We start from the raw sequence: 24,086 nt of genomic DNA, 5'->3' as shown, positions 1-24,086 counted from the left end.
GGGATTTGTTTTTGCAGTTAATTCACATAGAATGTGTCTCTTAAACAAAATCTTTAGTATTTAGCTACAGTATTGTTTTTAAATATTGATAGTATTGCCTTGTAATATGCAGGCCATTATGTCCTGCATCTACAATGGCAAATAATTTAATATTTTCTGGCTGTAATACTTGAAGTTTTTTAGCATTTGTTTCTGGGTGAATTAAAAAATCTCTAGTCCCGTAAAAAATCTTGATCGGACAAGTTACTTGTTTCACAAATTGATATGTTGGAATATTATATTTTATAATAAATTCTGGGATAGGAGGCGCAATTTCTTCAGAAATTAAGGTTTTCCATGAGTAGTAAGGGGCATTTAAAATAAGCATTTTCGGATTGTTGTTGGCCGCTAAGTAGCTAGCCAATCCAGAGCCCAAAGAAAAGCCTAAAACAACAATCTCATTTTCATTGTAGCGTGTTTTTGTGAAATCGTAAACCTTTTGTATATCATTAAATAGCTCTTCAGAACAGCTATAACTTCCGTCGCTTTTTCCATAACCTCTATAATCTACAAATAAAATATCGTAGTTGTTTTCCAAATATAAATCAGCGCGTTTTCCCCAATCGTGAATAGCTCCAGCGTTTCCATGTAAATATAAAATAACACCTTTCGGGTTTTCAGCTTTAAACAAAACCGCATTTAAACTTATGTTTTCTGCTACTGGAATATTCAGTTCTTCAAAGGTTTCCTTAAATTCAAATTTATAATTTTTAGCTAGTAATTTCGGATTGAAAAAGAAACGCTCTTGTTTAAAATAAACAAAAACCAGGGAGAGCGAATATAAAATAAAGAGTGCAGCAATAACGCGAGCTACTCGTCTAAGTATTTTAGGAAAATTTATTTTCAACAGGTTTTGTTTTTAAAATTTCGTATAAAAATACACTATAAACTATAATATATTCCAATGCAATAAGCCATAAGTTTTCTAAATTGTTTGGATTAGCATAGGCTAAATAGCTTAAAATAATGATTAAACTCCAAACCAGAGGGAACTTATATTTTGTAAAAACACTTAAAAATAATAATGTTGCTAAATACCAAGGATGAACGGTAGTAGCTGTAAAATAATAGAAAGATAAGACGAAAAGCATGGCTGTAATAAGCTGTTGCATAGAAGCATTTTCTCTAAATAAACTAAGTCCAATTACAAAAACAAACACCAATATGGCCGAAACTGTCCCAATAATAGCTATCTGATTATAACCCGTTATCATATAACCAAGCTCTCTAGCTATATAATATAAACTCCCATTAAACTCAAAATTCTGAAACCATAAACCAACGGTTTGCGCATAGTTATTTATAAATTCTGAAGAGTAAAAGGGTAAAAATAACATTAAGGTAACGATGCCAACAATAGAATAAAAACCAATAAGTTTTGCGATTTTTAAACGATTTGAAATATTATCATCCTGTGGCTTTATAAACCATTGCCATACTAGTGGGAGGAATATAAGTGGAATAAGTTTTATAGAGACGGAACACGCAAAAATTACTGCTGCTAGTTTCCATTTATGAGTTTGTAGTAAATATAAACTCCAAACCAGGAAGAAAATCATAACACCTTCAAAATGAAGATTCCCAGTAAGTTCGATAATAATAAACGGATTTAACAGATACCAAAAGATGTTATAAGTTGGGAGTTTTAATTTCTTAAGTAGTTTTTTTCCGAAGTAAAGTGTGCCAAAATCGGCTGCAATAATCAGTATTCTAAGCCCAATAACAGCACTTAAAATACTCTGACCAGGAAATAGATTAGCCAATGCAAAGCACAGCTGATTTAAAGGAGGGTAGTTTGAGAAGTGACTGGCGCTTAAACTTCCCATCCCATCATGTAGTTCCTGGGCTTGAGAAATTGGAAACTCTCCTTTTAAAAAATATGAATCCGGTGTAAAAAGATATGGGTTTATACCTTCTAAAATTAGACGTCCGTCCCAAATAAACCGATAAAAATCCTGTGAAAGATTCGGGATAGCTAAAATAAAAACAGCTCGAAATGCAAAAGCCAGTAGCGTTAAAAACTTCAAATTGCTTTTATTAATTTGAACTAGTTTGTAGAATAAAAAAAACAAAGCTAGGTACAAAGAAATTAGCTTGATGGAGTCTGTTCTTTGCAAATTATAAGCAAAACTACCATAGAAAAGCATGCTTATAAGTCCAAAGATTATAGGAATCTTATTTAGTTTTAAATAAGTAGGGTTTATCAGCATTATTCAAAGATAAATAAAATAGACAATTCGTTTAATAAAATAGTTTTTAGATGTTATCTTACCAACTGTTTTTTAATAAAAATGAATCATGAAAACTTGGAAAAAAATTGCTCTAGGACTACTCTTTGTACTTATTATTTTTGCTGTTTGGTTTTACCCGAAATTCAAAATGCTAAACCTAAGTATGCATCTTTTTGAGGAAGATCAAATTGTACATAATTTTAGGTCTTTTGATGCTGTTTGGCCAGTTTCAGAATTAGAAGCACCATCAACTAAACACCCCTATGCAAAAGGAACTGCTTTAGACTTGCCAAAAAGTTTTCAGTTTGATGGAGAGACGTACAATACTAATAAGTTTCTAGAAGATTCGTGGACAACCGGTTTCTTGGTAATTCAAAACGACAGTCTTGTTTATGAAAATTACTATTTAGGCAATACAGAAGCTACTAGAAATATTTCTTGGTCTATGGCAAAATCTGTGATTTCAGCTTTAATGGGAATAGCCGTTGAAGAAGGAGATATCAAAAGTATTGAAGAGCCAGTAGATAATTATGCTCCAGAATTAAAAGGTTCTGCCTATGAAGGTGTAAGGATTAAAGATGTTTTGCAAATGTCTACTGGTGTTAAATTTAACGAGGATTATGGCGATTTTAATAGCGATATTAATCGTTGGGGAAGAGGTTTTGCTTTGGGAGATTCTCAAGACGAGTTTGCAACTACTTTAGAGCGCGAACTAGAGCCAGGTACAGTTAATCATTATGTAAGTATAAATACACATGTACTAGGAATGGTTCTTAAAAGAGCTACCGGAAAAACTATTACAGAATACATGCAAGAAAAATTATATAATCCCTTAGGCATGGAATATAATGGCTATTGGTTGTTAGACGGCGAGAATATGGAAATGGTTCTTGGTGGTTTAAATTTAACTTTAAGAGATTATGCCAAAGTGGGTTCTTTATTTATAAATGAAGGGGTTTTTAATGGCCAGCAAATAGTACCAAAAAGCTGGGTAGAAGCTTCCACAACTCCAGATGCACCGCATGTACAACCGGGAGAAGGTTTTGGTTATGGCTATCAATGGTGGATTCCTTCAAGTGAGCAAGGGGAATATATGGCAATGGGAGTTTACGGACAGTATATCTATATTAATCCAACTACCAAAACAGTAATTGTAAAATTATCTGCCAACCCAAAATATAACGATGATTCTTATATTCCAAGTAACGATACATCACATATAGAAATGTTTAGAGCTATTGCTTCGTCGTTTAAAAAAGATGAAGCTGATCAAGATTTAGTTAGTATAACGGAATAGTAAGAAATGAATTCAGAATATGATAATAGACGTACATACCCACATAAACAATTACCATGAAGATAGAGTTGTTTCTCTTGAGGATTGTTTAAATCTTCTTACTGAAACAATGATTAAAAACAAGGTTGATTACTCTTTGGTTTTGACCTCTTATAAAGTCAATGAACATAGACCTAGTACCAAACAAGTCGTTGAGGCCATTAAGGGGCGAAATAATTTAGGTGTTGTTTCTGGAATAAGTTATCTTAATTATAATCATAGAGATATTAGAGAAATAGGCGAATATCTTGAAAAAGGACTGATAAAAGCATTAAAATTTTATCCAGGTTATGAGCCATTTTATCCCAACGATAGCAGATTGAAGGTATGGTACGAAATGGCTATAGAATATGATGTTCCAGTAATGTTTCATTCAGGAGATACTTATGCGCCAACTGGTAAAGTGAAATATTCGCATCCATTGCATATAGACGATTTAGCTGTAGATTTTCCAGATTTAAAGATTGTTATCTGTCATGTTGGAAATCCTTGGATTAGAGATTGTATGGAAGTAGTTTATAAAAACAAAAATGTCTACGCTGACATTTCAGGTTTAGTACTTGGAGATTTTTCCGATAAGTTTGAGCGTTTTATGAAGAAGGAAATTGAAGAAATGATTACTTATGCAGGAGATCCAAATTACTTGTTATATGGAACAGATTGGCCAATTTCTAATATGAAATCTTATTTAAAATTCATGGATCAATTAGAACTTGAAGACGATAAGAAAGAATTAATACGTTGGAAAAATGCAGCCGAGCTTTTTAACATTGATGTTGCAAAACTTTAAACTCGAGAAGTTATAGATTTAAAGAATACAAATCCAAAACCAAGAAACAACATGAAGTGAAAAGGGAATAATCCAAAATCTCCTCCATGATCTCCAACAACAAAAGCTAAGTACATGCCAAACGCAAAATAGAGAGTTAGCAGACCTTCAAAAACCACATAAATAGGAATGTTTTTGTTGAGGTATTTATTGCTTTTCCAAGAATCTGAAACCGAATTAATATTGAATTTTGGGGTTCGTATAAAGTCACTTCGTTTTCCTAAATGACCTTCAATTACTGCTATAGAATTATGCAATGAAAACCCCATGGCTACTGAGAAAAATGTGAAAAACATGAACATGTACTTCATGAAATTTTTAAAACCACTTCCATAAATTTTCTTGTACATAAACCAATAACATATAAAGAAAATTAAAGAACTTAATACAAAAAAACTCATGACATAAAAGTATGGCTTAAGCTGCATATATTCGTTTTTAATATATAACATTGGAATACTTAAAATAGCTACAATTAGCACGTTTAAGAACATGGTGGAGTTTAATAAATGTAACAAGCCATGTACTTTTGTTTTAGTGGAAATATGTTTATTTGAAATCACTTTTCCAGCCATTTTCTTAAAATTCTCGGCGCCACCTTTGTTCCATCTAAATTGTTGAGAACGTGCAGCGCTAATAACTATTGGAAGTTCTGCTGGAGTTTCAATGTCTTCCAAATATTTGAATTTCCAGTCTTTTAATTGTGCTCTATAACTTAAATCTAAATCTTCTGTTAGCGTATCTCCTTCCCAGTTTCCGGCATCTATAATACAGGTTTTTCGCCAAACTCCAGCAGTTCCATTAAAATTAATAAAATGCCCTTTGCTATTTCGGCCAACTTGTTCTAAGGTAAAATGCGCATCTAAGGCAAAAGCTTGTATTCTTGTTAACACGGAATAATCTCTGTTTAAATGTCCCCATCGGGTTTGAACCACACCAAGTTTTTTATCTTTAAAATATGGGACAGTTTGTTGTAACCAGTTAGATTTTGGAAGAAAATCGGCATCAAAAATGGCTATAAACTCTCCCTTAGCAACTTTTAAACCTTCTTTAAGGGCACCAGCTTTAAAACCTGTTCTATTAGTTCTACAAATATGAACGATATCTATACCTGTTTTCTTTAGGTTTTTAATAAGTAATCTTGTGGACTCTAAGCTTTCGTCTGTTGAATCGTCCAACACCTGGATTTCTAATTTGTCTTTTGGATACTCTATTTTAGAGATGTTTTCCAGCAAACGTTCCATCACGTATATTTCGTTATATACAGGAAGTTGGATAGTAACTAAAGGAATTTCATCTGGTTTTGAAAAATCGAATTTAGCTTCGTTGGTTTTTGTTTTTTTGGCGGATAAATAATTTGATAATAAATTAAGTTGGGCCAAAGCATATAGAAATATAAGCACTAAGGAGATGGTGTAAATAACAATAATAAGCCCTATTAAAAACATCATTTAAAACTGTATTTAAAAATCCACCCTAATATTTTAACACCTGCCATAACCGCTCCTTTTAGGGTTCCTGATACTTTAGAAACACCAATTCTATTTCGGTAATTTACAGGAATTTCAATATAAGTCATTTTTTGTTTCAATACTTTCAATTGCATTTCCACGGTCCAGCCATAGGTCTTGTCTTCCATATTAAGCGCCAATAATTTATCGTATTTAATGGCTCTAAAAGGGCCTAAATCTGTAAAAGTTGACTGAAACATAAACTTCATTAAAGTTGTGGCCAACCAATTCCCAAAAATTTGAGGTTTGGTCATAGATCCATTTTCTCTAAGGCCCTTAACACGTGCTCCAATTACAAAATCTATATTGTCTTCAACAATTGGTTGAATAAGTTTGGTTAGTTCTTCAGGATAATCGCTATAATCGCCATCTAGAAACACAATGATATCCGGTTTGTTCTCTAATTTAGAAATATAATCCATTCCCTTTAAACAGGCATAGCCATATCCTTTTCTGTTTTCAGATAAAACAGTAGCTCCAGCTTGTTGTGCATTAGTTTCAGTTTGGTCTGTTGAATTGTTGCTGACTACAATAATTTTATCAACAATTTTAGGAATATCGTTAATGACCTTAGCAATAGATTCGGCTTCGTTAAAAGCAGGGATAATAACTTTTATTTGGTTCATGGAATGTTTTAAAAGACTGTGCAAAAATAAGTATAGTTTTGCTTTATTTTTGGTTAATTAGGTCCATTAAATCTACATCATTTCCTAATAAAATTTCGGTTGGATTAATGCGTCCTTTCATGGAGTCATTCTCTAATTTAAGAACACCACGAGGACAAACTGCAGAGCAAATTCCACAACCAACACAACTTGATCGAACAATGTTTTCTCCTTTTTGAGCATAAGCTCTTACATCAATTCCCATTTCGCAATACGTAGAACAATTGCCGCAAGAAATGCACTGTCCGCCATTGGTTGTAATTCTAAATTTAGACAATAAACGTTGTTGAAACCCTAAAATAGCCGCCATTGGACACCCAAATCTACACCAAACTCTGTTTCCAAAAATAGGGTAGAAGCCAGTTCCCACAACTCCGGAAAAGATGGAGCCAATATAAAATCCATAAGCCGATCTTAAGTTGCCACTAGTTATAAAAAAGACTTCATGCGTTGTTCCTGTAAAATATAAGATTAACAATAAAGCTATGGTTATAAAATATCCTATAGCTCCGTATTTAGCATCTTTACCCAAAGCGTCTCTTTTAAAAATCATTGTTAATAAAAACACCAGACTTAAAAAAGCAATAGCTAAACTAATAAAAACACCTTTGGTTAACCAGAAATCATTACTATCATAACCTAGATATGTGTAAACTGTGGCAATAGTCATTACCACTGAAAATACTAAAACAGTATGAACTAACCAGCGCTCAAGTCGCCATGCTTTTAAGCTTTTGTCGCTTAATTGTCTAAATGAATCTCCTGCTGTTTCAGCTAAGCCACCACAACCACAAACCCAAGAACAATACCAGCGTTTACCATATTTATAGGTTAAGATGGGTGTTATTATAAAGATGGATGCAATTCCAAAGAGTAATAATGCCAAGCCAATATTTCCACTAGAAAGGAAGCTTTTTACAGACCACTCGTCAAAAAGATAGTAATTCAATGGCCAGATATTTTTCAAGTCGTAATATGGTAAACCTGAATTTAAACGATACATGAATTCAGGAATTAAAAAAGCAAATGCTAATTGAAAAAACATGACGGATCCTGTTCTAATTTGCTCGTATCGATTATGTCTGTATTTTAATAGAAACTTATAGCCAAAAATTAAAATGGCTAAGGTGTAAAAGGTTCCGTAAACAAACCACTGACTGGCAGGTCTGCCGCTTAATAATTGGCTTAATGGATCGAATAAGGAGATTAAACCCGTGTTTGCAGCACCATCCATTCCCAGTCCAAGATATTGTGGGTAAAAATATAAAACAATATAAAATGCAGTTAAAATAATTCCGGTAATCCAACCTAAAATTCCGCGTGACGAAATAGATTTAAACCAAACCCCATCGTTTTTTATCCCTTCAGTTTTTTTAAGATATGCACTATTTGCAAATACAATGGTTCCAATGGTAATAAGGCCTAGGGCTGCGCTAAGAAATAGAACTCTGTTTGGGAAGTCTATATTTAAAAATGCTAAAAACAAAATAAAAAGCCCAATAGCTCCTAATCCAACAGCAACTTTTTGTTTGGTTGAAAGGTCTTGGTCTGGTTTTGCCAAGGATAAGCTAAAATTTAATTTAGTGCTCATGCTTAGATGGTTTGTAGTGTTTTTTTAAATGAAGCCTGAATGTCTTTTTCAAAATGCTTATAAAATTCCGGATCAAAATTAGCTGCTTCTAAATGAGAAATGACATAATCTATATTTTGTTTTTCGGATAACCAGGTATCAAAAACCTCATGACGCATTCTAATACCAAAAGTGTTAATTCCTAAAAACTCATTAGTAATGGTATTATATTCCATGGTAATGCATTTTGAATCGTCTTGATGTATCCAATGAAAATGCGCGTGATTCTCTTTTGGTTCCGGAAACACCCAACCGTATGTTTGGTATTCTATATCAAAAAACTTGGCAGAATTAAACCAATGTCCAGGCTTGTATTCTAATTTGTTTCCACAAAGGGTTTGTGCTAAAGTTTCTCCCATCATTCGTCCTGTATACCAAACGGCTTCAATTACCGGACGATTGCCAATAGCTTCACGTTGCTCCGCACAATCTCCAATTGCATAAATGTCTGGAATGCTTGTTTCCAAAAATCGATTCACTAAAACTCCTTTCTTAGTTTCTATTTCCGACTCTTTAATAAAATCAATATTAGGTGAAACACCAGTTGTTAAGCCTACAAAATCGCATGAAATTTCTTCACCGGTTTCTTGAATGATAATAGATTTAACTTTTCCGTTTTGGTCTGAAATTATTTCTTTTAGGTTTGAAGATAATCTTAAGTCTATATGATGATTTTTAATATGTTTATTAAGCATTTCACTTTCGCTTTGGGGTAAAACACCATTCCAAAAACTAGATTCTCGAACTAAAAAAGTAACAGGAATATTTCTGGAATTTAGCATTTCTGCTAATTCAATTCCAATAAGACCGCCACCAACAATTACGGCATGCCTGCAAGTTTTGTTATTGGGCGCGTAGATTTCTAAATTCTCTAAGTCTTGCTTGCTATATAAACCTTGAACTCCATTCAAGTCTTCACCTTTCCATCCAAATTTATTAGGTTTACTACCGGTAGTAATTACAAGTTTATCGTAAGTCATGGTGAATCCTTCTGTAAAATGGAGCGTTTTAGACTTCACATCAATAGTTTTAACAAATCCTTGTTGAAGTTCTATTCTATTTTTTTTCCAGAACCAGTCTTCGTAGGGTTTAAGATGTTCAAATTTCATATGTCCCATATACACATACATTAAAGCCGTACGAGAAAAAAAGTGCTCCGTTTCTGAAGAAATTATAGTAATTTTTTTATCGGATAGCTTCCTTATATGTCTTGCAGCAGTAACTCCGGATATTCCGTTGCCAATAATAACAATATGCTCCATGTTTGTGCTTTAGTTGAATGCTTGGTCGAAAGTTCTATAAAACCTTAATAAAAACATCTCAATTTGTTTAAATTTAGAGATAAATTAACACTTATGCGCTATATTTTGAAGTTTTGTTTTTTAAGTCTAAAGAGATGTATTTAAAATAGAAATATCTATTATTGAAACACAAATAAGGTTTCAATAATAGATATTTTCTTAGTTTCTACTTTTATGTTAGCTTAGAGTAATCACCAAATCTTCCGAATTTACCATAACGCCTGGTTTAAGAACAAGGCTTCCTATTATAGCAGCCTCGTTAGCCGTAATGGTGGTTTCCATTTTCATGGCTTCTATGATAAATAATGGTTGATTTTTAGCAACTTTTTCTCCTTCTTTTACTAGAATATTTGAAAGCATTCCTTGTAAAGGAGCTCCAATTTCTTTTGAATTTGATTTATCTGCTTTTACATGTTCTACTTTATCAACCTTAATGGATTCGTCTTTTATTTGAACAGCTCTACCTTGGCCATTTACTTTAAAATAAACAGTAACCAAGCCGTCTTCATTAGATTCTCCAACGGATTCTAAATTAATAAGAAGCGTTTTACCTTTGTCGAGCTCTACAATAATCTCTTCGCCTACTTCCATACCATAAAAGAAATTTTTGGTAGGTAAATTCATCAAATTATCATATTTAAGATGCTTATTATAAGAATCTGTAAATACCTTTGGATATAATTTATAGGATAGGAAATCGGTTATATTGATAGGTCTGCTTAAATCCTGTTCAAATTTAGATCTAAATTCTTTGTATTCGGTTTCAATATTTAAAGGCTCCATATGAGCATTTGGTCTTTCGGTATAAGGTTTTTCATCTCTTAAAATTAATTTCTGAAGATCTTTAGGGAAACCTCCTACAGGTTGGCCCAAATCGCCTTTAAAGAAACTAACAACAGATTGTGGAAAGGAAATCGAGTCTCCACGCTCTAATACGTCTTGAACTGTTAAATTGTTGCTGACTAAATATTGCGCCATATCTCCAACTACTTTGGAGCTTGGTGTTACTTTTATAATGTCGCCAAAAAGCATATTTACATCGGCGTACATAGCCGTAATTTCATGGAATCTGTCTTCTAATCCCAGAGCTTGAGCTTGAGGTTTTAAATTTGAATACTGACCTCCTGGAATTTCATGCTTAAAGACTTCCCCAGAACCTGCTTTAAGTCCGGATTCAAACGGGTAATAATGGTCTCTTACGGTTTCCCAGTAATTTGAATAATCATTTAAAGAATTAATATTTAAAGGATTTTCACGTTCGTGGAATTTCATCATTTCCACAATTGAATTAAAATTAGGTTGAGAAGTTAAACCAGATAAGCCACCAAGAGCAACATCTACAACATCTACTCCAGCTTCTATAGCTTTTAAATATGTAGCAGATTGTATCGAAGAGGTATCGTGTGTGTGTAGATGGATTGGAATATTAACTTCTTGTTTTAAAGCTGAAATTAATTCGTATGCCGCATATGGTTTTAGTAAGCCTGCCATATCTTTAATAGCCAGAATATGTGCGCCAGCATTTTCTATATCTTTGGCTAAATTGGTATAGTATTTTAGATTGTATTTTTTGTTTTCTGGATTTAAGATATCTCCCGTATAACAAATAGAACCTTCGGCTAAACCTTCAGTTTTAGTTCTAACATATTCGATGCAAGGAGCAATAGATTTCATCCAGTTTAGAGAGTCAAAAATTCTAAAAAGATCGACACCATTTTCCCAAGACTGCTCGACAAATTTTTCAATTAAATTATCTGGATAAGCTGTATATCCAACCCCATTAGAACCTCTAAGTAACATTTGAAGCAGTAGGTTTGGCATAGCTTTACGCAATAGTTGTAAGCGTTCCCACGGGTTTTCTTGTAAAAAACGTAGGCAAACATCAAAAGTAGCACCTCCCCAAACTTCCATACTAAAAACGTCTGGATTGTTTTTGGCATAACCTTCAGCTACTTTTAGCATATCGAAAGTTCGCATTCTAGTCGCTAATAAGCTCTGATGCGCATCTCGCATGGTAGTATCTGTAAAGTGAATTTTCTTTTCGGCTTTTAACCATTCGGAAAATTTGTCAGGTCCCAATTTAGTAAGTAAGTCTTTTGTTCCTTGTGGGTAACCACCATTAGCTTCAAACTTAGGAACTATTGGTTTTACGAAGGTTTTGGTAGGGTCTGGTTTTTTAACATCCTGATTCCCGTTTACAATAACATCTCCTAAATAAGTAACTAGTTTTGTCGCTCTATTCCTAGGAGCCTTGAATGTAAATAAATCGGGGTTTTGTTTTATAAAATTAACGGTAACGTCTCCTTTTCTAAATGTTTCATGTTTTAAAATGTTGTCCAAGAAAGGCATATTTGTTTTTACGCCTCTAATTCTAAACTCTGTTAAGGCACGACGCATTTTTCTACAAGCTCCATCTAAAGTTCTACTATTTGCAGTGATTTTTACTAACATAGAATCGAAGAAAGGAGATACTACAGCACCTTGATAAAGAGATCCTGCATCTAGACGAATTCCAAAACCAGCTGCACTTCTATAGGTTGTTATTTTACCATAATCTGGTTTAAAGTCGTTTTGTGGATCTTCGGTAGTAATTCTACATTGTAACGCATATCCGGTAACTTTTACAGCCTCCTGATTTGGAATTTTTATTTGCTGATCGGCTAATTTATAACCTCCGGCAATAAATAATTGTGTTTTTACCAAGTCTATATTAGTGACTACTTCAGTGACGGTATGTTCCACTTGAATTCTTGGATTAACTTCAATAAAATAGATAGAATCATCGTCGTCTACTAGAAACTCAACGGTACCAATATTGTTATAATTCACTGCTTTACAAATATCAATGGCATATTTGTATAAAGCATCTTTGGTTTGTTGCTTTAAATCGTATGAAGGTGCAAATTCAATCACTTTTTGATAGCGACGTTGCACCGAGCAGTCTCGTTCAAATAAATGGACGGTATTTCCAAAGTTATCTGCTACAATTTGAATTTCGATATGCTTTGGATTTTCAACAAATTTTTCTAAAAAAACAGTATCATCTCCAAAGGCGTTTAAAGCTTCTCTCTTACTGGAGTTGAAAGCACTTTTTAACTCTTCGGCTTCTCTTATAACTCGCATCCCACGACCTCCACCACCCGAAGCGGCTTTTAGCATGATTGGGTAGCCAATTATTTCGGCCTCACTTAAAGCCGTTTCAATATCTTTTAAAGGTTTGTCGTTACTTCTAATAATGGGAATATTATTAGCTACAGCCACTTCTTTAGCTGTTATTTTATCTCCTAAGGCTTTTAAAACCGAGACTTTTGGACCAATAAAAACAATTCCATTTTCTTCACAGGTTTTTGCAAAATTTGCATTTTCTGATAGAAAACCATATCCAGGATGGATGGCGTCTGCTCCACATTCCAGAGCCACTTTTACAATTTCATTAATGTTTAAATAAGGTTTTAATGGATCGTTGTCTTCGCCTATCTGGTAAGATTCGTCTGCTTTATATCTATGTAAGGAGTATCTGTCTTCATAGGTGTAAACACCAACGGTTTTGACATTAATTTCTGTACAGGCTCTAAAAATCCTGATAGCAATTTCTCCTCTGTTTGCAACTAATACTTTTTTTATTTTCATTTTTGGTTGTGTGTTTTGGAAATCCGTTTGTGTCTGAATCCTTCAAAAGTAAGAAACCAAATTAATAAATCAATTGATTTTAAGTGAGAATATTAGAGCTTATCAACAAGTTTTAAGCAATGTGTTTTTTATAATAGCTGTGAAGTTCTTGAGCTGAAGCTCCAAACCATTTTTTTACATAAATAGCCCAGAAGTGATATTGTAACTTCCAGATTCCGTGATTTTTATAGCGTCTATCGGAAGTTGTTAGCCATTCTTGAATAACAACAAATTGCTTCTTAGCATATAATTTATTAATGAGATCGTTGTCTTCGTAAATGATAAATTCTTCATTAAAACCACCAATTTCATTGAAAAGCCTTTTTGTTATAAACTGACTTTGATCGCCACCTCTACATGCGCGCCATGAAAATTGGGTGAGCCAACTGGCTAATTTTAACCACCAATGATTGCTGTTAAAAGTCATTTTAAAACAACCCGCTAAATGAGATTCCTGGACTTGCTGGATAATTAGTTTGTCGAAGTTTTTCGGAGGAAAAGTATCGGCATGAAGAAAATATAAGATGTCTCCAGATGCATTTTTAGCTCCTAAATTCATTTGTCTGGCTCTGCCTTTTTGAGAATTTAAAAGTTGTAAATTGTGTTTAGTTGCTTTTGAAGAAATAATGGTCTTTACAATGTTTTGTGAGCCATCTGTGCTTCCTCCATCTACCACAATAATTTCTGAAATGTTTTCTGGATGGGAACTCTGAGTAAGATGCTGAAGCAGGTTTTTGATGTTTTCTGCTTCGTTTAACATGGGAATTATTATTGAAATTTGATGTTTACTCATTCAATTCCCAATTGTAATTCATGAATTTCTTTTTAGCTTTTTTCGAAATTTGAACGCTAGTATACTTGTTTAAAAATTCTATGAGACTTCCGTTTTGCGTGAAATCTTCAGAAAACCATTTAAAAATCTTCGAAATAGTAATTTGGTCTTTAGAAATATTGTTTTTGCTTTCGTCTGAAAGAAAATCTTCTGTAGCAACTGTTAATTGCAAATCTAATTTGGATGGGAGGTAGGCTTCATTTAATAATTTAGGACAAGATTTTGAGGCACAAACGATGGCAAAATGAATTCTGGGTTCATTCATTTTTCTAAGAATTTCGTGTTCAATTTCATTTAAAGACATAGATTGTTTTCCAATAGGAATGAATCTTTGATCCCACGGATTTTTAATGTCTTTAATGCTTTTAATCGGGTAATTATCTATAATCAGTTTTATGGTAAAAGCATTATAGGCATTAATCCAATAAGCCAAGGTTTCGTCTTTAGACCAGGAACTGTCTGGTTTCGTTTTAGAGAACGATTTTAAGCTAGCTTCTAATAAATCTTGATCTGTCTGAATGGCTTGATAGTTGACTTCCCCAAAACTATTTACGTGTTTTTCAAGAAATGTACTCCAGGTGTTGTAATTAATTATTTGAGCCTCGACTTTCTGAAAAAAGACAAAAACCATAAAGAGCAACATTGACAGGATTTGTTTAGTTTTCATCTTTTTCTTTGAATTTAATCGGGTATATTTCTTGACTTACAAAGTCTTTAGGGAAGGTTTCGTCTCCAGAAAAACCTAGTTCTATGTCGCGACCATTCTCCGGAATGTAATTGGTTTTAAAAATATAATCCCAGATACTTAGAGTTAAGCCGTAATTTACGCCATATCGTGCATGTTTTGGTAGTTCTTTGGCATGATGCCAAATATGCATTTTAGGATTGTTGAATATGTATTTTAGTTTGCCATAATCCCAACCTAAATTTGCATGATTTAAATGTCCAATCGTGATATTAAAAAAATGAACAAAAGCGACATCTTGAGCTTCAAAGCCTCCGATTATTGCCAGAGGAATGTATAAAATAGATTTATAAACTACAGGTTCCATCCAGTGATAGCGCAAATGCGCTGCAAAGCCCATTTCTTTAACGGAGTGATGTACTTTGTGAAAATTCCATAACCAAGGCACACGATGTAATAGTCTGTGGGTATTCCATTGGACAAAATCTGCCACAATAAAAAAGACAAATAATCCCAAGGGTTTTGGAAGCGCATTGACTTCTATTAATTTAAAATTATCAAGCGATATTCCAACAAGTCCCAGGAGATCGTCAAAAATTTCCGCTACGGTATTGGATAAGGCTATAAAAACAATCAAATTCAACAAAAAGAAGTTGAAAAACATATAAAAAGTATCTAACCAAAAATCCTTTCTAAAAACACCCTGATTTTCGCGCCATGGAAAAGCTATTTCAAGCATCCAAACAGCTAAGGAAATAATTATTAATCCATAGAAGTAATTATCCCAATAGCCATAGGAAAGAATCTCAGATTTAAGATAATTCCAATAGCCCGAGTAAGAGTTAGCTATTATGTCTAAATACTTTTCCATGTCTTGTTTAGAACTAAAGTGTTTTGATTAATTCTTTAAATAAAACAATCATTTGCGGCTCGGCTTTTCCTGCCATTTCAATAATCTCATCAATATTTACTGGTTTTAAATTGTCTGGGTCACATTCATCTGTTAAAACTGAGACAGCAGCAGCTTTTAGTTTTAAATGATTGGCAACAATAATTTCCGGAACCGTACTCATGCCTACTGCATCTGCCCCGATAATTTTTAACATTCTATATTCTGCTCTGGTTTCTAGTTGAGGTCCAACCACACTAGCATAAACACCTTGGTGCAAAGCAATATTATTAGTCTTGGCAATATCTTTAAATGTTGTATTTAATTTTTTATTATAGGGCTCGCTCATATCTGTAAAACGTTCGCCTAAAAGTTCTACACCTCTAAATGCCAGAGGAGAGCTGCCTTGAAGATTAATATGATCTTCAATTAGCATTAATTCTCCTTTTTTAAAGCTATTGTTTATAGCGCCAGAAGCATTGGAAACCAGCAAGGTTTTTATACCTAATTTTTCCATAACCCGAACGGGGTAGGTAACGTCTTGCAAGGAATAACCTTCGTAGATATGAAAACGGCCTTGCATGACAATCACTTTTTTACCCTCTAAGTTTCCGTAAATTAGTTTTCCTTTATGGAACTCTACGGTTGCCGTTGGAAAGTTTGGAATGTGGTTATAGCTAACTTCGGCAATAATGTCTATATCGTTAATTAATTTGCCTAAGCCAGTGCCAAGAATGATGCCTATTTCAGGGTTTTTAAAACCTTTTTCTTCAAGGTATTCTGCTGTTTCTGTAATAAATTTAATCATTGGTAATTAATTCTTTAAGTATGTTATTTTTATTGAGGTCTTCAAAAGTGTCAATGTCATTTAATGTTTCTAATTGGTAGGTGTTTAACTGTTTTAAATCCTCTAAAGTATCTTTTAAAACTGTATGGGTTCCCCAGCGTTTATTTTCAAAAATATGAGGATGAAGTTGTTTCATTCCCAGTAAATAATACCCTCCGTCAAAAGCTGGACCAATAACAACATCCTGTGTGTCTAATGTATGAAATGCTTTGGAGATATGTTCTGATTTTAAATCTAAAATATCACTTCCCAGAATAACTATTTTCTCATATCCGGAATTAAATAGCTCCAAAAAAGCATTTTTCATTCTTACACCTAAATCTGAGCCTTGTTGGAGTTTTTTTATAAAGATATCTTCATCCCAAATATCGTTTTTATGAATATGTTCGGAGTAAAACACAAATTTATCTGCTGTTACTTTTTCGGTGATATTAGCCGTATGTTGTAATAAATATTTATATACGTTTAAAGCAGCATGGTCTCCAATAGTTTCTGCTAAACGGGTTTTACATTTTCCTAGTTCAGGATTTCTAGCAAAAATGATGATGGCTTTTTTAGAGGTTGGAAAATGAAAATCGAAATTCATATCATTAGCACTATTTGTGTCTTTTGTACTTAATATTCCCATGGATTAAATTATTTAAAAACTTTTTTTCCTGAAGTTAGCCATTTACTCCATTCGGGAGAAAAAGCATGAACCTTTTCAGTTTTGGTTTCATTGGTATCATAGACATCAAAGCCTTTGTTTTTCCATTCAAAAACACCTCCGTATAGATTGTAGATGTTGGTATAGCCTGCTTTTGAAAGTTTTTCAGCAATATTTTCGGAGCGAATTCCTAGCGAACAATAAACCACTATAGTCTGTTGTTTGTTTTTAATTTGTTTGCTGGTGTTTTCTAAATTAAAATCATTAAAGCCAACAAAAACAGCATTTTTTAGATGACTTACTTGGTATTCTTCATACTCGCGGGCATCTAAAATAATGGCTTTTGTTTTAGGCATAGCTAATTCTTCAACAGAGATATAAGGGATTTGATGTGTATTGTGCTTTTTTAATAATTCAGACAGGGATTCCTGAGAAAAGCCTATCTGAATAACTGAAAAGAGTGTTAATATAAAGACGATTTGTGGTTTCATACTTATGAGATTAGCTTCGCTAAGCTAAAAGTTTTTCCTATCTATCCGAAACGGGTAGACTGGAATAAGGGTTTCTGTGAGCGTGTTTTGTGTAATCATAGCTAAGAGATTCCTGCTTTTGCAGGAATTAGATTCCCTTGGCAACTGCTTCCAGCACCAGCCGTACAGCCGTAACAGTGTTGGGAAATAACAATGTTTCGTCCTTCCAATAGTTCTTGGTTAAACTCTGAAACATGTTTCGATTTACTGTTTACAGGTAGTTCCAGCATTTGATTGAAATCGCAATCAAATAAATAACCATCCCAGCTAATGGATAATGTGTTTTTACACATAAGGTTTGAAACAGCTGCAGGATTATAGGCTTCCACTAAGGAATACATATAATCTTCGTAATTGTCGCTTGCAATTAGATAATCTAAAAAACGTGCAATTGGTAAATTTGTAATAGCAAACAGATTGTGGAATTGAATATTAAAATCTTCAAGTAAAGCTTTTTTGAAGTCTTTTTCCATAGCTGCCTGATTTCCTGGTAAAAATGCACCTGAAGGATTGTAAACTAAATCTAATTTTAAATGGCTACCTGGCATTCCGTAGCCAACGGCATTTAAATCCTGTAAAGCTTTAATCGATTTATCAAAAACGCCAGAACCTCTTTGCTTGTCTGTTTTTCCTTTAGTCCAATGTGGCATTGAGGAGACTACGTGAATATTGTGTTTTTTAAAAAAGTCTGGTAAATTGTAATATTTTTTGTTGGCTCTAATAATGGTTAGATTGGAGCGTACAATAAAATCTTTGATTCCAACTTTTGCGGCCTCCTCTACAAACCATCTAAAATCTGGATTCATTTCTGGCGCGCCACCAGTTAAATCTAAGGTATGAGCTTCAGATTTTTTTATAAGCTCAAGACACTGTTTCATGGTGTCTCTTGTCATGATTTCTTTTCTGTCTGGTCCAGCATCTACATGGCAATGATCGCAAACTTGATTACACATATAGCCAACATTAATTTGTAAAATCTCTAATTTTTTTGCTCTAAGAGGGAATTGACCCGACTCAGATATTTTATTTTTAAACGTTGGTAATTCACCATTTTTAAAGATACCGTTAGAGAGTATTTTTAATTGCTTATTACTTTGTGCTAAATCACTTCCTAGTTTATGTAGGGATTTTGTTGCCATTAATTGGAATGTCTTTTTATAATTCTTACTAAATAAATGAAGAAAAGGTTTTAACCTTAGCCATCTAATTTATTCACTTTATTCATCATTTGGACGCCATGAACTAAAGAAGCGCCACCACGAATAGCCGAAGCTACGTGTAGAGATTCCATCATTTCTTCTTTGGTAATTCCTCTTTGTAAACCATCTCCAGTATAGGCATCAATACAATAAGGGCATTGAATGGTATGGGCTACAGCTAAGGCGATTAACGATTTTTCTCTTTCTGAAAGTTTTCCTTCTTTAAAAACAGAATTATAATATTCGAAAAATTTTGAGCCAAGCTCTTCGTTCCATTCTGAGATTTTACCAAATTTTCTAAGATCAGCTGGATCGTAATATGTCTTTTGCATAGTTTTTACTTTTGGAAGATGAATGTACCAATTTATGTCGGAGTTGTCTATTAAAGTTTACATAAAAAAAGTAAAGATGATGTAAAAAGAAAAATCTAATAGAATAAAGTTCGTAGATTTATATGTCTGTAACTTTATCAATCATAGCAGATTTAATTTACATTAAAATAAAAACTAAATCTTAATTTAAGGAATAAAAAAAGCCATTTCAAACTTCTTGTTGAAATGGCTTTTTCTGTATGGTTGCTGTTTTTATTCCTTAACAAAGGTTCCAATAGTCCCACTAATATTTACTACAAGTTCAGTTGTGGATATGGATTGAATGTTCCAAATATCAGTATTGTTGTTTATTGTAACTTCAAATTGAAATTCATCAATAATAGTATAAGTCCCGTTTTCGCTATTCATTAAAACACAATCTCCATTTGTGTTTTCGTCATAATTGCTTAATTGAAAAGATAAGCTATCCGTGAAATTAATGAATGAGTTTTTTTTGCATTCAGAAGGTGCTGGTGCACCGGCCTGACCTTCAAAATACCATTTTCCTACAAGGATTTCACCAGTAGTCAGTTCTCTAGTTTTAAAGCTATCTATATTGCTTTGTGTTGTATTTCCATGAGTATCTTTTGCCACAACCATCCAGTAATACGTGGTTTCAGGTTGTAAGTCTGTTTGCGTGGAATATGATGTTGTATTCAGGTTACTAGCAATACTTGTTTGTGGTGGGTTTTGTGTATCTAAATACACTTGATAAGTTATGGCATCATTTTCTGGGTCGGTTGCTGATTCCCAAGATAGTTGGGGTTGTAAATCGGCATCATTAGACACATCTGTAACATTAAATATATTTGGTGCTTGGTTTGCAGGAGCGCTATCATCATCACTACTGCAGCTACTAAAAGCGAAGCCAACTAATAGTAAAAGTATTAAAGGCTTGAAAGTTGTTTGTAATTTTTTCATAATTAATTTTATTTGGGTTAATTTATTTTTTTTAGGAATATATAATCGTTCATGCTTTTATAGATATAAAAAGAAAGGGTTAACATAGTATCTTGTTAATTTTTAAATCACAAGTGAAAAAAAACTCAGTTATTTATATAGTTCAAAAAAATAAGCATCTTAGTTTTTAGAAGTAAATATGTATTACTTTAAATACTAGGATGCTTTAGTTTAGAATTGTTTATTGTTTTTTAGTCACTTTATTTTTCATTTTATAAACCGAAAAAAGTTTCATGCTTTAATTACTCTCCGCAAAGAAGTCCGCCACTTACATTTTCTGTTGTATTATTGCTTTGTGTAAGATTGGGATTTGTTGGATTATATTTGTTGAATAAAGCACAACCATTTATATCTTTAAAGGTTGTATTAGTAACGGTTAGGACAGGATTTACCCACATGCCAATAGCGCCACCAGCTCCAGAACCACCAGCGTATTCAATTATAACATTGTTAAATTCAGTAAATAAAGATGACGTGCGTCGAATTGAAAGTGATTTCCACGCTCCTGCTTGTTTTGTAGCGCCAGTAAAAGTAATAGGTTCTGTTGGAGTACCTACAGCAACTATTGAACTCCCATCGTCAAATATCTTATCTAATTCTAAGCCTATATTATCTTCAAATTCTAAAGTTAAACCAGGCTCTAGAGTTAACTGAGCTCCATCTACAATAATAATATCATGTGCAGTACGATATGGTACACTTAAGTTTTTCCATGTTTGGCTTGTTCCAATAGCACCATTTGTACCAGCACTTAATCTAATGACATCTGTTGTGTTTCCTGTAAAATCTCCTCCAGAGATATCACTTACAACATTTGTAACTACATAAGCAGGTATGTCACAGTCGGAGATTGTAACATTATTTAACTCCATGTTATAACCTCTAGAAGTTGCAACAAAACCATAGTTTAAACTGTTTTTAATGGTAACATTATTTAATTTAAAAGTCGCATCTCGTTCAAGAGTTAAAATGGCCGGTTCAAAGTTACTAGATAATTGACCGCCTCCAGCATATTCCATAGTTACATAATCTAAACGATTTCTGACACTTTGGCTAGAAGAAATAACACCTTTCCAAGCACCTTTTTGTTTCGTTTCTGCTGTAAAGGTTATCATCTTGTTTTGTGTTCCTTCTGCAATTAAGGAACCGCCAGATCGAATATTCATTCCTGATCCATCGGTAAACTCAATAACAACGCCTGGTTCAATTTTTAGGTCGACTTCTACAGAAACAACGCAATCAATAATATAATCAACGCCATCATTTCTATTTTCTAGTAAGAGAATAGCATCTACATTATTACTCTGAAAGGAGTTGCAGGCTAATAGTTTGGTTTCTAGTCCAGTTGTGGGTTCGTCTATCGGGTCATCATCACTACTACAACTACTAAAAGCAAAGCCAATTAATAGTAAAAGTATTATAGGTTTAAAATTCATTTGTAAGTTTTTCATGTTTATTTATTTAGGTGATTAATATTGTGTTTTTCTAATTGTATTTGTTGTAAATCAATTTAATGATCTGTCTAAAAGATTTGTCATATATTGATGCCCGCTTTACGGGCATGTACCCCAAACTGGTTTATTATTATTGGTTAGTGCGCTGTTTGATGCAAAATTAGTGGGTTCAGTGACTATGTTGGTTACACACCAACCAGAGAGGTCTTGGTTAAAGTTGGTTGCAGAAGAAAACATATAAGCCATGTTTGATACATTGCTTACATTCCAGTTTCCAATATCTTGGTTAAAACTGGAAGCTCCCTCAAACATACTACTCATACTTGGTATGTTGCTTACATCCCATTGGCTAATATCTTGGTTAAAGCTGCCTGCAAAGAAAAACATACTATACATATCAGTAACGTTACTCACATTCCATTGGCTAATATCTTGGTTGAAACTGGAAGCTTCTCCAAACATAGTACTCATATCTGTTACGTTGCTTACATCCCAATGGCTAATATCTTGGTTGAATTCATACGCAAAATAAAACATGCCACTCATATCTGTTACGTTGCTCACGTCCCAATGGCTGATGTCTTCATTAAAAAAAGCTTCAGTATCAAATAAACCACGCATATCTTCTATGCCACTGGTACAGGTAGTCGCTGCATTTTCTGGGGTAATTTGGTCGGCGGTACGTTTGGTATAAACTATACCGTTTATTATACCTGAATCTCCCACGGCAGCCTCAGGAGCCATTATAGTAACGCCGTTATCTGCTAGATAAAATAAGTCTCTTTCAAATACGGCCGTTATGTTTTTAGCTGCATCAACTGTTATTTGTTTAGGATTTTCAGCACCAGTTACATCGCCCTGCCATTCTTTAAAATGCCAACCGTCTGCTGGTATTGCGGCTAAGTCTATTAGTTGATCTTTTTCAAAATCACCACTTTGTGGTAGTGTAGTTCCACCTTCACTTGGCGAAGCTGTTATATCAATTTGGTAAGTGGTTGTTGGCGCAGAATTATCATCATCGCTACTACAACTTGTAAAAACAAAAGCCATAGCAAACATTAAAATTAAAGGTTTAAAGGCTGTTTGTAGGTTTTTCATAATTTTATTTTTAAGTTATTCATATTAATTTTTTGTTTTAAACGTGTTTATTGGATACCGTTCTTGTTTAAGGACAAGTCCCCCAAACTGGTTTGTTACTGTTAGTTAAGGCACTGTTTAAGGCAAAATCTGTGGGTTCGGTAGCTAAATTGGTTACGCACCACCCAGTTAAGTTTTGGTTAAAATTGGTTGCATTTCGGAACATCCATTTCATGTCAGTAACATTACTTACATCCCAATTACCGATGTCTTGATTGAAACTGGTAGCTCTCCAGAACATGTATTGCATCATTGTAACATTGCTTACGTCCCAGTTGCTTATGTTTCCGTTAAATTCTTCGGCATTAGAAAACATACTAGTCATTTCCGTTACATGGCTCACATCCCAGTTATTGAGGTTCTGATTAAAGGAGCTGGCATCGTAAAACATTGCAGTCATATTCGTTGCACTGCTTACGTTCCAGTTGCTGAGGTCACTGTTAAAGATACTAGCATCATTAAACATACTTTTGAAAAGCGTTACGTTACTCACATTCCAGTTGCTAATATTTCCGTTAAAGCTATTAGCATGACGGAACATGTGCTCCATTGTCGTTACACTACTTACATTCCAGTTGCTAATATTTCCGTTAAAAGCGACAGCACCACTAAACATTCTATCCATTTGCGTTACATTGCTCACGTTCCAGCTATTGAGGTCTTGATTAAAGGTGCTAGCACCACTAAGCATTGCGCGCATGACTGTTACGTTGCTCACGTCCCAATGACTGATATCTCCGTTAAACGTAGTTTTGTCTTTAAATAGTTGTGACATATCAGTAATGTCAGTGGTACATGTTGTTTCAGCATTTTCTGGAGTAATTTGGTCTACTGTACGTTTGGTGTAGGTTATGCCATTAATAACGCCAGTGTCCCCAACGGCAGCCTCAGGAGCCATGATAGTAACGCCGTTATCTGCTAGATAAAATAAGTCTCTTTCAAAAACAGCTGTTACGGTTTTTGCTTCATCTACGGTAAGTTGCATGGGGTTGTCGGTACCAGTAACATTGCCTTGCCATTCTTTAAATTGCCAACTCGTATTTGGGGTGGCAGTTAGTTCTATTTGTTGGTTTTTTTCAAACGCACCACTTTGTGGAGAAACGGTTCCACCTTCACTTGGCGAAGCTGTTATGCCAATTTGGTATGTGGTTGTTGGCGCAGGGTTGTCATCATCGCTACGACAACTGTTTAAGGCAAAGCCAGCACAGAGTAATAGTAGTAGAATTTTAAAATAATTTTGTTGTGCTTTCATTTTTCAATTATTTTTAGTGATAGTTTGAGGTTTTGTTTGTTCAGTATTAATTCCGACTTGAACCAATTTACTA

21 protein-coding genes are annotated in these 24,086 nt (G+C 33.8%); 2 read left to right on the top strand and 19 right to left on the bottom strand.

From position 1 onward, the window contains the following. Positions 1 to 64 precede the first annotated feature (64 nt). Together OS188_RS02995 and OS188_RS02990 are read right to left on the bottom strand one after the other, a co-directional pair. On the bottom strand, positions 65 to 886 hold the full coding sequence (locus OS188_RS02995; RefSeq protein WP_267147334.1) for an alpha/beta hydrolase: 822 nt from the start codon (positions 884 to 886) through the stop codon (positions 65 to 67). Then, the gene (locus OS188_RS02990) at positions 867 to 2,249 is read right to left on the bottom strand and encodes an MptA/MptB family glycosyltransferase (RefSeq protein ID WP_267147333.1); all 1,383 of its coding nucleotides are present in this window, start codon (positions 2,247 to 2,249) and stop codon (positions 867 to 869) included. The genes OS188_RS02995 and OS188_RS02990 overlap by 20 nt, the downstream gene beginning before the upstream one ends. 88 nt (positions 2,250 to 2,337) lie before the next feature. Here OS188_RS02990 and OS188_RS02985 point away from each other — a divergent pair, with 88 nt between their 5' ends. Next, positions 2,338 to 3,567, top strand: a complete 1,230-nt coding sequence (locus OS188_RS02985; protein WP_267147332.1) for a serine hydrolase domain-containing protein — start codon at positions 2,338 to 2,340, stop codon at positions 3,565 to 3,567. 19 nt (positions 3,568 to 3,586) lie between these two features. Next, positions 3,587 to 4,396, top strand: a complete 810-nt coding sequence (locus tag OS188_RS02980) for an amidohydrolase family protein (RefSeq protein ID WP_267147331.1) — start codon at positions 3,587 to 3,589, stop codon at positions 4,394 to 4,396. Here OS188_RS02980 and OS188_RS02975 read toward each other — a convergent pair. From OS188_RS02975 to OS188_RS02895, 17 genes are all read right to left on the bottom strand, one after another. Beyond that, the gene (locus tag OS188_RS02975) at positions 4,393 to 5,883 is read right to left on the bottom strand and encodes a cellulose synthase family protein (protein ID WP_267147500.1); all 1,491 of its coding nucleotides are present in this window, start codon (positions 5,881 to 5,883) and stop codon (positions 4,393 to 4,395) included. The two genes, OS188_RS02980 and OS188_RS02975, sit on opposite strands and share 4 nt — an antisense overlap. Further along, a complete protein-coding gene (locus OS188_RS02970; protein ID WP_267147330.1) occupies positions 5,883 to 6,572 on the bottom strand; it encodes a glycosyltransferase family 2 protein in 690 nt (229 codons plus the stop codon). Before OS188_RS02970 ends, OS188_RS02975 begins: the two co-directional genes overlap by 1 nt. A gap of 43 nt (positions 6,573 to 6,615) precedes the next feature. Then, positions 6,616 to 8,202 carry a 4Fe-4S binding protein gene (locus OS188_RS02965; RefSeq protein ID WP_267147329.1) on the bottom strand — a complete coding sequence of 529 codons (1,587 nt, stop codon included), beginning with the start codon at positions 8,200 to 8,202 and terminating at the stop codon, positions 6,616 to 6,618. Between the two features lie 2 nt (positions 8,203 to 8,204). Beyond that, positions 8,205 to 9,503 carry an NAD(P)/FAD-dependent oxidoreductase gene (locus OS188_RS02960; RefSeq protein ID WP_267147328.1) on the bottom strand — a complete coding sequence of 433 codons (1,299 nt, stop codon included), beginning with the start codon at positions 9,501 to 9,503 and terminating at the stop codon, positions 8,205 to 8,207. Positions 9,504 to 9,719: 216 nt separating this feature from the next. After that, on the bottom strand, positions 9,720 to 13,172 hold the full coding sequence (locus tag OS188_RS02955; protein WP_267147327.1) for a pyruvate carboxylase: 3,453 nt from the start codon (positions 13,170 to 13,172) through the stop codon (positions 9,720 to 9,722). A gap of 112 nt (positions 13,173 to 13,284) precedes the next feature. Then, complete coding sequence (locus tag OS188_RS02950; protein ID WP_267147326.1) at positions 13,285 to 14,004, bottom strand: TIGR04283 family arsenosugar biosynthesis glycosyltransferase; 720 nt, start codon at positions 14,002 to 14,004, stop codon at positions 13,285 to 13,287. Further along, positions 13,997 to 14,710 carry a DUF547 domain-containing protein gene (locus OS188_RS02945; RefSeq protein ID WP_267147325.1) on the bottom strand — a complete coding sequence of 238 codons (714 nt, stop codon included), beginning with the start codon at positions 14,708 to 14,710 and terminating at the stop codon, positions 13,997 to 13,999. The genes OS188_RS02950 and OS188_RS02945 overlap by 8 nt, the downstream gene beginning before the upstream one ends. Beyond that, the gene (locus OS188_RS02940) at positions 14,700 to 15,599 is read right to left on the bottom strand and encodes a sterol desaturase family protein (protein ID WP_267147324.1); all 900 of its coding nucleotides are present in this window, start codon (positions 15,597 to 15,599) and stop codon (positions 14,700 to 14,702) included. Before OS188_RS02940 ends, OS188_RS02945 begins: the two co-directional genes overlap by 11 nt. A 13-nt stretch (positions 15,600 to 15,612) precedes the next feature. Beyond that, complete coding sequence (locus tag OS188_RS02935; RefSeq protein WP_267147323.1) at positions 15,613 to 16,425, bottom strand: purine-nucleoside phosphorylase; 813 nt, start codon at positions 16,423 to 16,425, stop codon at positions 15,613 to 15,615. After that, complete coding sequence (locus OS188_RS02930; RefSeq protein WP_267147322.1) at positions 16,418 to 17,092, bottom strand: TIGR04282 family arsenosugar biosynthesis glycosyltransferase; 675 nt, start codon at positions 17,090 to 17,092, stop codon at positions 16,418 to 16,420. Before OS188_RS02930 ends, OS188_RS02935 begins: the two co-directional genes overlap by 8 nt. 8 nt (positions 17,093 to 17,100) lie before the next feature. Beyond that, the gene (locus tag OS188_RS02925; protein ID WP_267147321.1) at positions 17,101 to 17,601 is read right to left on the bottom strand and encodes a rhodanese-like domain-containing protein; all 501 of its coding nucleotides are present in this window, start codon (positions 17,599 to 17,601) and stop codon (positions 17,101 to 17,103) included. A gap of 101 nt (positions 17,602 to 17,702) precedes the next feature. After that, positions 17,703 to 18,779, bottom strand: a complete 1,077-nt coding sequence (gene arsS / locus OS188_RS02920; RefSeq protein WP_267147320.1) for an arsenosugar biosynthesis radical SAM (seleno)protein ArsS — start codon at positions 18,777 to 18,779, stop codon at positions 17,703 to 17,705. Between the two features lie 56 nt (positions 18,780 to 18,835). Next, positions 18,836 to 19,171 carry an arsenosugar biosynthesis-associated peroxidase-like protein gene (locus OS188_RS02915; protein WP_267147319.1) on the bottom strand — a complete coding sequence of 112 codons (336 nt, stop codon included), beginning with the start codon at positions 19,169 to 19,171 and terminating at the stop codon, positions 18,836 to 18,838. 252 nt (positions 19,172 to 19,423) lie between these two features. Further along, the gene (locus OS188_RS02910; RefSeq protein ID WP_267147318.1) at positions 19,424 to 20,131 is read right to left on the bottom strand and encodes a lipocalin-like domain-containing protein; all 708 of its coding nucleotides are present in this window, start codon (positions 20,129 to 20,131) and stop codon (positions 19,424 to 19,426) included. A 281-nt stretch (positions 20,132 to 20,412) separates the two neighbouring features. Then, the gene (locus tag OS188_RS02905; RefSeq protein WP_267147317.1) at positions 20,413 to 21,621 is read right to left on the bottom strand and encodes a hypothetical protein; all 1,209 of its coding nucleotides are present in this window, start codon (positions 21,619 to 21,621) and stop codon (positions 20,413 to 20,415) included. Between the two features lie 102 nt (positions 21,622 to 21,723). Further along, positions 21,724 to 22,722, bottom strand: coding sequence for a BspA family leucine-rich repeat surface protein (locus OS188_RS02900; RefSeq protein WP_267147316.1), 999 nt, complete (start codon positions 22,720 to 22,722; stop codon positions 21,724 to 21,726). Positions 22,723 to 22,789: 67 nt separating this feature from the next. After that, positions 22,790 to 24,013 carry a BspA family leucine-rich repeat surface protein gene (locus tag OS188_RS02895; protein WP_267147315.1) on the bottom strand — a complete coding sequence of 408 codons (1,224 nt, stop codon included), beginning with the start codon at positions 24,011 to 24,013 and terminating at the stop codon, positions 22,790 to 22,792. Positions 24,014 to 24,086 lie beyond the last annotated feature (73 nt).

The organism is Xanthomarina sp. F1114 (genome assembly GCF_026410255.1).
GTDB lineage: Bacteria > Bacteroidota > Bacteroidia > Flavobacteriales > Flavobacteriaceae > Xanthomarina.
This window is presented reverse-complemented; position numbering and strand designations above follow the sequence as displayed.